The sequence below is a fragment of the Moorena sp. genome (genome assembly GCF_982860115.1).
The window spans coordinates 20711-31897 of record NZ_CEYLVT010000070.1 but is presented as its reverse complement, the minus strand read 5'-3'; the positions used below and the strand labels follow the sequence as shown (position 1 = coordinate 31897).

Genomic DNA, 11187 nt, shown 5'->3' with positions numbered 1-11187 from the left:
ACATTCAACATTCAACATTCAACATTCAACATTCAACATTCAACATTCAACATTCTTAAAGACAACCTTAAACCTTGGCCAAAAGGCCACGCTACGCGAACAACATATCAAGATGTTCTAAAAAATAGTGACGATATAAATTACAACAGAGTGTGACTTTATTTCTATGAACACTCACCAAACCCATACTCTGTAACTTATAGATACTGATTGGATCGAGCTCAACTCCCCTATCTGCTGTAACCACCTGTTTAAGAGTAGTAGCTAAATCAGGATTTGCCCTAAGTACACTTAAGTGTTGCCGCAAATAGTCACTATAAATTCCCGTAGCAGTAGCTGCTTCAGCGAGTAATTGTTCTAGGCTGATATTATGATAAGCCAAATGATAGAGAGCAAGCTGCACTAATCCCGGATGTCCCCCCACCATAGCCATCAGTTTGTCAGCAGCTTCACTATTTGACCAATGTAATCTATAAAGCTGAGCTAACTGTTGGATTTGCTGTTTGTTAAACTCGGGTAACTTAATTGGTAATCCCACATTAAACGGAGATTGGGAAGTTTCCAGAGCAACATAAATTTCTGTCGAGTAAACCACAATCACCCGAAGCTTTCGCCACACCGGTAATTGTTTAGCTTCCTCATGCCAAGAGCGCAATAATGGCAAAAAATCTTTAGCAGTTTGGGTATGCTCAAACAACCGATGGACTTCATCCATTGCCAAAACGAGGGGATGGTCTATTTTTTCTAGGATATGTTCTTGTAAGTAGGTCATACAGCTGACCTTACTGCCTAGGTCTTTATCCCAATAGTTATCGAGTTGGTGGGGAAGCTGGAGTTGGTAACTGACTTTAACACATAACCAGCGTAATAGCCGGTCTAAATTACTTATAATGGCGGTTTCGGCTTGGTTAAAATTGAGATAAACTTTGTGATATTGTTTTTCTCTTGCCTGGTCTAATATTCGCAACAGCAAAGACGTTTTCCCTGTCTGTTTTGGTCCTGTAATCCGGAGCAAACTTCCGGGTTGGTGAATGGCTTGATAGCAAAGCTCTTCAATCGGAGGACGCTCTATATAAAGGGGAGATGGTAGGGCAAGTGCTCCACTGGGAAATTCAGCAATTTTACGTAGGCATTGACGGCGGTAATATTGCTCAATTAGCTCTTGATGGTAGGGAGTAATTGGGGTTGTCTCCAGGGTGTTCCGGAAATTGGTCTTGGTGATCGTTTTGTCAAAAATGTCTCCCAGTAATCGCCACAACTTATAAGCAGTCTTTCTGAGGTATTCAGGGCCATAGTGTGCTTCGATCGCCATATCGGTATAGGTTTTTCCTTCCCAGGCTTGGTGCAATATCCATTCCTGAAGTGGAGTTAACTTGATTTTCTCAACACTTTTGAGGATGTCAAGTACCTGATCAATAGTCATCACTTACAGTTCCCCAATATCTCAAACGACACTTTAACGGTTTCTGACAAGGCAGACAATTAATTTAGGTTGATTGAGTGATTAAACTGGCTACACTTGCTAGTTGACAAATACATAATATTATGTATAGTGCTGACATGCCTATCAAATCGGTGTCTTGGGATAGTTGACAAATAACTAATTTAAAGGTAAACATTTGGTTTTAGCTAGATTGTCTAGGGAATTGGGGGTTAATTGAGTGGATTAATCAGATAAATTTCCAGCAGATTGGGTCAATAGTGTAGCCAAATCGTCAAAGCAATTGGCTACATTTTTATGTTGACTGTTGAGGGTACTATCGCCACAATGCTATATGTTGCTCCAAAAAATAGAGCTTGTCTGCTAAATCCATAGGTCGAGCGGTTGGTAGAAATAAACGAAATATATCGCTTGTTAGTGGTTTACTGTTGATGGCTAAAAGTTAGCACTCAACGGTCAACGGTCAACGACTAATAGTTTAGCGACTAATAGTTTATATTTAATTTCAACCTGTTATTTACTACAATCAATTAATAAGCAGGCCAGCTTTTGTTGCGACAATAAAAAAATCTATAATTTTCCTGGATTAATTTTACTAATTAAATATAATTTTTCAGATATTTTTGTATGAAAAAACCATTAATAATTATTTGCATTGATAATGATACATCAGTTCTAAATAGCCTAAAAAATTTTCTAAGTAAGACTTTCGTAAAAGAATATATGATTGAAAATTTTGAAGGGAGTAAAGGGGTTGTAAAGTTAGTCGAAGACTTGCGCAATGATGAGTATGAAGTGGCTTTAGTTTTGGCTGGTGCTGTTATCCCTGATCTAAAAGGGGATGACTTATTAAACATAGCTTATTTTTTCGATAACCAAACTCTCAAAATTATGCTGACGGGTGATCTGGATTTAAAAGCTACAGCCAAGGCAATTCGGTATGCAAAATTATATCGTTACCTAGGGAAGCCTTGTCCATCTGAAGACCTGAAATTGACAGTCATAGAAGCTATACATAGTTATCTTCTTGAGGAAACACTGAAGGCACAAAATCGCCAACTTCAGGAACTCAATCAGCAGTTGGAAAAAATAATCTGTGATCAAGCAGCACAGATTTCAGAATATACTACAGCACCAGAACAAGCTAATCAAGAGTGGCAGCATCTGAGTTCTATAAACCGTCAGCAAACTGTTTTAGTTGACGAACTGCTAGAGAACCAGTATCAATTGACTCAGTTCCTAGAAAGGATGCCTGTGGGTGTGGCTGTGTTTAATGATAAGGGGATACTAGAATTCCTAAATTATAAGGCGCGGCAGTTATTCGGCAAGGGAGTCGTGCCATTAACTACAGCTGAGCAAATGCCAGAGGTTTATCAACTTTATGTTGCCGGAACAAATCAGCTATACTTTGCTGAAAAATTAGTTGCTGTAAAGGCATTAAAAGGTGAAAACGCCACCCTGGATGATATGGAAATCCACCAAGGGGACAAAATTATCCCTATAGAAAGTTGGGGAACACCTATATTTAATGAATTGGGCGACATTGCCTATGCTATCGTAGCTTTTCACGATATCACCCAACGCAAAAAAGCAGAAGCAGAACACCTACGCTTGAGGCAGGAATTCTCGCAAGTCAATCAAGCTTATGCAAGCTTTGTCCCCCATCAGTTTCTCCAGTTATTGAACAAACCAAGCATTGCCGATGTCCAATTAGGGGATCATGTTCAGCAAGAGATGTCGGTGCTATTTTCCGATATTCGCTCCTTTAGCACCCTCTCGGAAAGTATGACACCCGAGGAAAATTTTGAATTTATCAATACCTATCTTTCTCGTATGGAATCTGCCATCACTGAAAATCATGGGTTTATTGATAAATACATGGGGGATGGGATTATGGCTCTGTTTAACGAAAGTGCTAATCATGCGGTCAACGCCGGAATTGCTATGCTCACATCCCTAGCTGACTATAATCAATCTCGGCAAAACTCAGGACACCCAGCCATCACCGTTGGCATTGGCATCAATACTGGTTCGTTGATGCTAGGAGCAGTGGGAGGAAAAAATCGGATGGATAGCACTGTCATCAGCGATGGGGTTAATTTAGCGTCTCGTTTAGAAGAATTAACGAAACGTTATGGGGTGCCATTATTAATGACTCACCATACTTATTGGAAGTTAGATAATCCTTTAGCTTATGCCATTCGCTTGATTGATCGGGTACCAGTCAAGGGCAAATCCGAAATGGTGACAGTTTATGAAATCTTTGATGCCGATCAACCGCAAGTGCGAGAGGGCAAGTTAATTACTCGCAGCAAATTTGAACAAGCCTTGGTGCTTTATAATCTGCGTTATTTCTCCAAGGCATCAGTTCTGTTTCAGGAATGTCTACGCCTGAATCCAGGAGATAGTGTAGCACAAATTTATCTTGGACAATGTCAACTTCATACTCGTCTCTCTGGAGTGACTAAAATCAAGCAACACTTAAAATCGAGTTGACAAAATTTTTATTATGATGTATTACACAAACCTAACAACACACTGTCGTTTTATAGTCTCGGCTTGAGTTAGAGTAAACTCCAGATAATGCAAGGCTTTTAGCTAAAGGCGCGAGAAGCCTTTAGCTAACTTGGCATCAAGTTAAAGATTCACCGTTGGATGTAGAAGATGCCAATTTTTCCAATTGCTCCTGCTGGTCTTGGCTAATGCAAGATTGAATCACTCCCTCCAAGTCTCCCTCCAGCAAAGGAGCGAGGGAATAATTTTGACCCAGTCGGTGATCGGTGACCCGATTATCTTTGTAGTTGTAGGTGCGAATTTTCTCAGAACGAGCCCCTGTACCAACTTGGGAACGCCTCATCGAGGTCACCGCTTCCTGTTGTTCCTGTAACTTGATCTCATACAGCTTAGCCCGGAGAATTTGCATGGCTCGCTCTCGGTTTTGCAGCTGAGATCGTTCTTCTGTACAAAAAATGCGAATTCCTGTAGGCTTGTGGTATAAATCAACTGCTGTTTCCACTTTGTTTACGTTCTGACCACCAGCACCACCAGAACGGGCTGTAGAAATTTCGATCTCCTTGGGGTCTATCTCCACATCCACGTCATCAACTTCTGGCATCACGGCTACCGTTGCTGTTGAGGTGTGAACTCTACCGCCAGCCTCAGTGACAGGTACTCGTTGGACTCGATGAACCCCAGCTTCAAACTTCAGCTTGCTGTAAACTTGCTCTCCCTGAATTTCTAATATCGCCTCTTTGAAGCCTCCCATATCCGCCAGAGACTCACTCAATAACTTTACTCGCCAGTTTTGACTTTCGGAATAGCGTGAGTACATCCGTACCAAGTCCCCTGCCCAGATACTTGCTTCATCGCCACCAGTTCCTGCCCGAATCTCCAGCATGATATTCTTTTCATCATTCGGGTCTTTGGGCAAGAGTAATATTTTAAGTTCTCTTTCCAGGTGCTCTAGCTTGGTCTGGAGTTCCTCAACTTCCAGAGCTGCCATTTCTTGCAATTCTGGCTCACCAGTGGATTCTTTGAGGATTTGCCTTGCTCCTGCCAAATCCTCTTGGGTTTTCTTCCAGTTGTCGTAGGTAGCAACAACTTCTTCTAGGGAGGAACGAGCTTTTGCCACTCGTTGCAACTCATTGGGGTCAGTGGCGATATCTGGATCAGCCAGACGCCTTGTTAACTCATGGTAGGTTTGCTCGACAGAGTTGAGTTTTTCCAGCAGGTAGGTTTCAGCCATGGTTTATGCGATCGCTCTCTTGAAATAGCCTCAGAAGTTAGGAAGGATGAAGTAGAAATTTATGAATTATGAAGTGGGAAGTATTAAGTGGGAAGTTTAACTCCTAACTGTTTATCAAGTTTTTAGTCAACCTTAAGTTAGCCATCGCTAAACCCATTTCATTGTTCATTCCTCCTGGTTCATCTTTTATCCTTCATCCTTCACCCTTGAACTTTAGGAGCTATTTCTTTGTCCCATCAGAGCTAGCTGTATTTTCGTCCCCATCCAGCATCCCATATTTCCGCATAAAGCGTTCAACTCGCCCTTCCGTATCAATAATTTTCTGGGTTCCTGTGTAGAAGGGATGATTCCCAGACCAAACATCTACGTGAAGTTCTGGCTGAGTTGAGCCAACGGTCATCACAACTTCCCCGTTGCAATAGACTTTGGCTTCTGGGTACCACTCTGGGTGAATATCTGGTTTTGGCATAGTTACTCCTTTGCTTTGTATTTTACTATATAATTAGCTAATTTTCCATTGCTAATTGTTAAATTCTGGTAATGATATGCCCTACCTCAAGCGCGTCGTTCGCACAGCGTGGCCAAACGCGCCCCGCGTGGCCAAAGCCTGTGCCACGCACGCTACTTGAGGTGCTATCAGCCCCTTAGCAGTCAGCTTTTCAATCCTGTCAAACTTATGAATGTGGCTTAATATTGCCCATACATTAGCTATTGTGGACAACCCTTAATCAGCTTATTTATTAGCTTATTTATTATTGCTTTTAGCTAAACGTTTATTCGGAATGGCTGATAGCTGATAGCTAAGGTCTGAATGCTTACAAATTTTTAATTACCATGTTGAATTTTAAATTAGCCAGCTGATAATTTATCGCTTCGAGTATTGGGGGGCTTTCCGAGCTTTTTTCAAGCCATATTTCTTGCGCTCTTTTGACCGTGGGTCACGAGTCAAGTAGCCTTCTATTTTAAGAGGTTGGCGGTTTTCTGGGTCTAGTTCGCACAAGGCTCTAGCCACCCCTAGACGCACAGCATCAGATTGTCCCGTTAAGCCACCACCGTGGGCATTGACTAGGATATCGTATTCATTTTCCAAACCTAAGGTTTCCAAAGGTGCTTTCAGGCTGGCTAGGTACATGGGGTTAAAGTTAAAGTAAGCGTCCCCTGGACGTTTATTAACAATCAACTGACCGCTACCGGGAACCAAACGCACTCTAGCAACTGATGACTTACGACGACCAGTTCCCCAGTAAACAGCGCGACCTGCTTGTTCTTCTGCTTGCATTGGTTTTAGCCTCCTGGAATTGTTTTAATTGTTAGTTCTTGGGGTTGTTGTGCTTCATGGGGATGGGTCTGACCAGTGTAAACTTTCAGCTTCTTGAAAAGTTGGCGACCCAGAGAGTTTTTAGGTAGCATACCCTTGACAGCTTTCTCGATAATTCTTTCGGGTATACGTGCTTGCAATTCGGCAAAGGTTTCTGTCTTCATACCGCCAGGACGACCGGAATGGCGGCGGTATAGTTTTTGGTCCCGTTTTCTGCCAGTTACCATAACTTTTTCGGCATTGACAACAATCACGAAGTCACCAGTATCCATGTGGGGAGTGTAAGTAGGTTTGTTCTTCCCCCGCAGAATGATGGCTATTTCACTGGCTAGTCGTCCTAGACGCTGGTTGGTGGCGTCTACAACGTACCACTTTTTTTCGATTGAGTCTTTAGTTGGTATGTGGGTTTTTTCCATCGGTTCAATCAATATCAGGTTTACGGTTGGGTTGAAAGGTTGTTCGCTTAGCTTGGCCTTTTGGCCCACGCTTCACAGGTTGTTCTAGCCCAAGGAGCCCTTGTCGGTTAGTAGGTTGACAGTAAAAATTGAATGTTACTTATCTATAGAGGTAGCCTTCAGGCTTTTTACCTGTCACCTTCACCCCCTCTTCAACCTTGTTACGTGTAGTCTTCAACCCGTCAATTGAGGTAATATAAATTTGGGTTGCGCATCATACCATATTTCTCGGGGAAAGGGGCATTCTGGGTAGCCAACCCTTAGCAAGCACAAGCCTTTTGCTGGGGAAGCGTGTTTCACCTTGTCCCGCTGTTGGTTAACCCAGATGTCAGTAAACTGTTCTGGGGTTAGCTTCCCTATTCCCACTTGTACTAGCATTCCTACCAACAGACGGACCATACCATATAGAAATCCGTTAGCTTGAATTTCTATATGAATAAATGGTCCATTGCGGTAACATTCAGCTGCTTGCACATTTACCCAGGAATGCGATCGCCCCGAGTTGCTTCGGTGAAAGGCTGCCAAGTGATGCTTACCCAGCAATGGTTTTAAGGCTGCCTGGATCAGGGATTCATCAAGGGGAGCTTGATAATAGTGCCAACAAAAGGGTTGCACAAACAAGTTAGGGCAGGCGTCGGTATAGATTGTGTATCGATAACGACGCCAGATGGCACTAAACCGAGCATGCCAGTCTGGTGATACTAATGCTGATGCTCGCACTAAGATATCCTCTGGCAGTCTACTATTGAGTATCGCTGCCCAGCGATGGGCTGGTATGGGACCTGTGGCATTAAAATGAGCGACTTGGGCAGCAGCGTGAACCCCTGTATCAGTACGACCAGCACCATATAGGGTTATGGCTCGCTGTTGCACGGTGGACAGAACTGTTTCGATTTCCGACTGAACACTGCGATGCTTTGGTTGTCGCTGCCAGCCATAAAAGTTATTACCCAGGTATTGAATAACCAGGGCAATGCGCTGGATAGCTTTAGCATCGTTGGCAGACATCATGGATTAACGATTAACAATTGACATTTTTAATGGTTAATTGCTTTAATAGCTAATTGCCTCAGACTAGTTCAATAATAGATATTTCAGCATTATCACCACGACGCCGCACCGTGCGCAGAATTCGGGTATATCCACCGTTGCGATCGCCATATCGGTCCTTCACTCCAGCAAAGAGGGAGTGAACTAACTTTTTGTCGTACAGATAGGCAATTGCCCTACGTCGGGATGCCAAGGAGCCATCCTTGGCCAGGGTAATGATTCGCTCCACCTCCGAACGAATGGCTTTTGCCCGAGCTTTAGTGGTAGTGATTCGACCATGACGCAGTAATTCAGTGGTCAGGGATCTCATCAGAGCCCGACGTTGATCTGCTGGCTTGCCCAGTTTTGGCACACGACGCCCGTGACGCATTTTTTAGCTTCCTCCTTTTTTTTGAACAAAATTTGCCTTTATTCCTAGGGTTTAGACTAGCTAGTTGCTAATTCTCCAGTCCCTTAAGTTTAATTGTTGTGGTTAAGTCTTAGCGGATTTTTCGTGGGGCAGTGTAATTCCTAGACGTCGTTGCAGAGCTTCAATTACTTCTTCAGCCGACTTTTGACCAAAGTTTTTGATTTCTAGGAGGTCTTCCTGACTATAATCGAGCAAATCGGATACAGAATTTATCTGTGCTCGTTTCAGGCAGTTGTAAGCCCGAACCGAGAGTTGTAATTCTTCGATCGGGATTTGGCTGGTCGGATCGTCATCATCACCATAATCATCTTTAATAGATTCGAGATTAATATCCTTGAGAGGATTGAACAGATCCACGAGGGTACCAGCCGCTTGAGATAGAGCTTCTTGGGGAGTTATACTACCATTGGTCCAGACCTCTAAGGTTAAGCGGTCCTTTTCCAGAGCACCATCAATGCGAGTATTCTCAACGCTGTAATTTACTTTAGTCACCGGCATGAACACAGAGTCAATCTGGAGGAAATCTACCGCTGTTGATTCATCATGCCCCCGTTCCACAGAGCGATATCCTGTACCTTTTTCGATGCGGAACTCCATTTCCAGCTTAGCCCCTTCTGCTAAGGTAGCAACATACTGACCTGGAGCAATAATTTCCACCTCCGAGGGCAAATCAAACTGAGCAGCTCTCACAGTGGATGGCCCAGTAATCATCACTCGACCTATCTGAGGTTGAGAGGTGTAGCTTTTGAGGACAACTTCCTTCATATTCAGCATAATTTCCAGGACATCCTCTCTGACTCCCTCAATTGTGGCAAACTCATTGTTTACCCCAGCAATCCGGACAGCGGTCACTGCTGCCCCTTCTAGGTTGGACAGCAAAACTCGTCTGAGGGCGTTGCCAACCGTTGTGCCTTGACCACGTTCGAGAGGCTCTAGGACAAATCTGCTATACTGACTTTGGTTCTTCAGTGTTTTGGATTCTACACACTCAATCTGAAACTGCGCCACAGAGTGACCTCCCTCTATTCATAAGACCCCTTTAACCGAATACAGGTTGAAGGGATAGTAAGCCAAAGGGTCAAAAGGGTAAGAAGTTCGTATTGGACCTCCTCCTTTCAAGCTACTTTCCTTTCAACCTAACGGTTGCAAAAAATATACTCTTATACTCGACGCCGTTTGGGTGGACGGCAGCCGTTATGAGGAATTGGAGTTACATCCCTGATTAGGGTGATTTCCAGTCCGGCTCCTTGCAGGGCCCGAATAGCGGTTTCTCGACCTGCTCCTGGTCCACTCACCATCACTTCCACCTGACGCATACCTTGGTCTATGGCTCGTCGGGCAGCACTGTCAGCAGCGGTCTGAGCAGCAAAGGGAGTTCCTTTTTTTGCCCCCTTAAATCCACTAGAGCCAGCTGAAGCCCAAGAGACTACATCCCCTTTGGTGTCAGAAATGGTGACGATAGTATTATTGAACGTAGACTGGATGTATGCTATTCCATTTGGTACATTGCGTTTCTGCTTTTTTGTACCACCTTTTTTAGTTGGTCGCGCCATGTCACTTGACTTTACTCTATAGGTGATTAATTATCTTGGGGTTGAGTAACCTGAACAATTTTGTCGAAAGTCTTTTGTCGAAAGTCTTTTGTCCAAAGTGACTAACAGAAGGTCTCCTGACAGTTACTTTTGACGAATGACCAATGACCAAAAACCTGGGGTGGATAGTTGGGCTGACTAGAGCTATTACTTCTTAGCCGGTGCTTTTTTCTTTCCAGCGATAGTCACTCGTCTACCGCGACGGGTACGGGCATTAGTGCGGGTTCGCTGTCCTCTCACGGGGAGTCCCATGCGATGACGACGTCCGCGATAGGTACCAATATCTACTAGGCGCTTGATGTTCATTGACTGCCAGCGCCTTAAATCCCCTTCCACCTGATAATTTTTTTCGACAGCTGCTCTGAGGGCAGCCACATCAGCATCGGTCAAATCCTTAACCCTTGTATCTGGGTTAACTCCTGTTGCTGCTAAAATGTCTTTAGACCGCGACAGACCGATTCCATAAATGTAGGTCAGACCTATTTCTACACGTTTATCGCGAGGTAGGTCTACACTGGCAATGCGAGCCACGCTTGCTTCTCCCTTGACTGAAGTTTTGTGCTACAAATTAAATGTATGGATTAAGTGTATGGATTTGAGATTTATCCCTGACGCTGTTTGTGCTTGGGATTGGGGCAAATTACCATAACTCGACCGTGGCGTTTAATTACGCGGCACTTCTCACACATTTTTCGGACAGATGGTCTAACTTTCATGTCTTTTTTTTCTGGACATAATGCAGTTGGTTATTATATCTTTTTTTTTGTTGACTTGTCAAATTTAACTTATTTTTAATAAAACAGAAGTCGCTGCTAGTTTTACTTTTTACGCAGGCGGTAGGTAATCCTGCCTTTGGTTAAATCGTAGGGGGTTAGTTCAACTTTGACCCGGTCTCCAGGCAGAATTTTGATGTAATTCCGACGGATTTTACCGGAAATATGAGCTAGGACATTAAAGCCATTGTCCAAGTCAACCCGGAACATGGCATTCGGCAGGGATTCAGTCACCGTGCCTTCCATTTCAATTAAGTCTTGTTTAGCCAAAGTGTTTTAACCTCAATACAAATATGCCCCTATGTTCTAAATTTAGATTATTTAATTCAGGGAGTCTTAACATATTTTATCAAATCCCAAATTATACCAACTAAAGGAATTTACCACCAAATTTGGAGTAGCGG

General features: G+C 43.4%; 13 protein-coding genes. 1 reads left to right on the top strand and 12 read right to left on the bottom strand.

The annotated features are described in order from the left end of the window. Positions 1-91: 91 nt before the first annotated feature. Positions 92-1423 carry an AAA-like domain-containing protein gene (locus AC4II3_RS14155; RefSeq protein ID WP_488007579.1) on the bottom strand — a complete coding sequence of 444 codons (1332 nt, stop codon included), beginning with the start codon at positions 1421-1423 and terminating at the stop codon, positions 92-94. A gap of 741 nt (positions 1424-2164) precedes the next feature. Between AC4II3_RS14155 and AC4II3_RS14150 the strand changes: the two genes are divergently transcribed. Further along, positions 2165-3937: an adenylate/guanylate cyclase domain-containing protein gene (locus AC4II3_RS14150; RefSeq protein ID WP_488007581.1), complete on the top strand. Its 1773-nt coding sequence runs from the start codon at positions 2165-2167 to the stop codon at positions 3935-3937. A gap of 136 nt (positions 3938-4073) precedes the next feature. Here the strand turns inward: AC4II3_RS14150 and prfA are convergent, their stop codons facing one another. The 11 genes from prfA to infA form a co-directional block, all read right to left on the bottom strand. Then, entirely contained in the window at positions 4074-5186 is a 1113-nt protein-coding gene (gene prfA / locus AC4II3_RS14145) for a peptide chain release factor 1 (RefSeq protein ID WP_488007583.1), read from the bottom strand. A 220-nt stretch (positions 5187-5406) separates the two neighbouring features. After that, positions 5407-5655 carry a 50S ribosomal protein L31 gene (gene rpmE / locus AC4II3_RS14140; RefSeq protein ID WP_293043940.1) on the bottom strand — a complete coding sequence of 83 codons (249 nt, stop codon included), beginning with the start codon at positions 5653-5655 and terminating at the stop codon, positions 5407-5409. Between the two features lie 396 nt (positions 5656-6051). Further along, complete coding sequence (rpsI, locus tag AC4II3_RS14135) at positions 6052-6465, bottom strand: 30S ribosomal protein S9 (protein ID WP_008191157.1); 414 nt, start codon at positions 6463-6465, stop codon at positions 6052-6054. A 5-nt stretch (positions 6466-6470) separates the two neighbouring features. Next, a complete protein-coding gene (rplM, locus tag AC4II3_RS14130) occupies positions 6471-6920 on the bottom strand; it encodes a 50S ribosomal protein L13 (protein WP_008191159.1) in 450 nt (149 codons plus the stop codon). A gap of 213 nt (positions 6921-7133) precedes the next feature. Beyond that, positions 7134-7967: a tRNA pseudouridine(38-40) synthase TruA gene (truA, locus tag AC4II3_RS14125; RefSeq protein ID WP_488007618.1), complete on the bottom strand. Its 834-nt coding sequence runs from the start codon at positions 7965-7967 to the stop codon at positions 7134-7136. 61 nt (positions 7968-8028) lie between these two features. After that, positions 8029-8379 (bottom strand): 50S ribosomal protein L17, encoded by a 351-nt coding sequence (gene rplQ, locus AC4II3_RS14120; RefSeq protein ID WP_070390672.1) that lies wholly within the window; start codon positions 8377-8379, stop codon positions 8029-8031. 102 nt (positions 8380-8481) lie between these two features. After that, complete coding sequence (locus AC4II3_RS14115; protein WP_008191164.1) at positions 8482-9426, bottom strand: DNA-directed RNA polymerase subunit alpha; 945 nt, start codon at positions 9424-9426, stop codon at positions 8482-8484. Positions 9427-9578: 152 nt separating this feature from the next. Further along, entirely contained in the window at positions 9579-9971 is a 393-nt protein-coding gene (rpsK, locus tag AC4II3_RS14110) for a 30S ribosomal protein S11 (RefSeq protein WP_008191167.1), read from the bottom strand. A gap of 186 nt (positions 9972-10157) precedes the next feature. After that, positions 10158-10541 carry a 30S ribosomal protein S13 gene (gene rpsM, locus AC4II3_RS14105; RefSeq protein WP_488007588.1) on the bottom strand — a complete coding sequence of 128 codons (384 nt, stop codon included), beginning with the start codon at positions 10539-10541 and terminating at the stop codon, positions 10158-10160. Between the two features lie 71 nt (positions 10542-10612). Then, positions 10613-10726 carry a 50S ribosomal protein L36 gene (gene rpmJ, locus AC4II3_RS14100; protein ID WP_075895709.1) on the bottom strand — a complete coding sequence of 38 codons (114 nt, stop codon included), beginning with the start codon at positions 10724-10726 and terminating at the stop codon, positions 10613-10615. 102 nt (positions 10727-10828) lie between these two features. Further along, positions 10829-11053 carry a translation initiation factor IF-1 gene (infA, locus tag AC4II3_RS14095; RefSeq protein WP_008191178.1) on the bottom strand — a complete coding sequence of 75 codons (225 nt, stop codon included), beginning with the start codon at positions 11051-11053 and terminating at the stop codon, positions 10829-10831. Positions 11054-11187 lie beyond the last annotated feature (134 nt).

Bases quoted from the DNA above. Each gene is read 5' to 3' on its own strand.
- AC4II3_RS14150 (WP_488007581.1), top strand. From the start codon at position 2,165: ATGATTGAAAATTTTGAAGGGAGTAAAGGGGTTGTAAAGTTAGTCGAA.
- AC4II3_RS14155 (WP_488007579.1), bottom strand. From the start codon at position 1,423: ATGACTATTGATCAGGTACTTGACATCCTCAAAAGTGTTGAGAAAATC.
- rplM (WP_008191159.1), bottom strand. From the start codon at position 6,920: ATGGAAAAAACCCACATACCAACTAAAGACTCAATCGAAAAAAAGTGG.
- rpsK (WP_008191167.1), bottom strand. From the start codon at position 9,971: ATGGCGCGACCAACTAAAAAAGGTGGTACAAAAAAGCAGAAACGCAAT.
- rpmE (WP_293043940.1), bottom strand. From the start codon at position 5,655: ATGCCAAAACCAGATATTCACCCAGAGTGGTACCCAGAAGCCAAAGTC.
- prfA (WP_488007583.1), bottom strand. From the start codon at position 5,186: ATGGCTGAAACCTACCTGCTGGAAAAACTCAACTCTGTCGAGCAAACC.
- rplQ (WP_070390672.1), bottom strand. From the start codon at position 8,379: ATGCGTCACGGGCGTCGTGTGCCAAAACTGGGCAAGCCAGCAGATCAA.
- truA (WP_488007618.1), bottom strand. From the start codon at position 7,967: ATGTCTGCCAACGATGCTAAAGCTATCCAGCGCATTGCCCTGGTTATT.
- rpsI (WP_008191157.1), bottom strand. From the start codon at position 6,465: ATGCAAGCAGAAGAACAAGCAGGTCGCGCTGTTTACTGGGGAACTGGT.
- rpmJ (WP_075895709.1), bottom strand. From the start codon at position 10,726: ATGAAAGTTAGACCATCTGTCCGAAAAATGTGTGAGAAGTGCCGCGTA.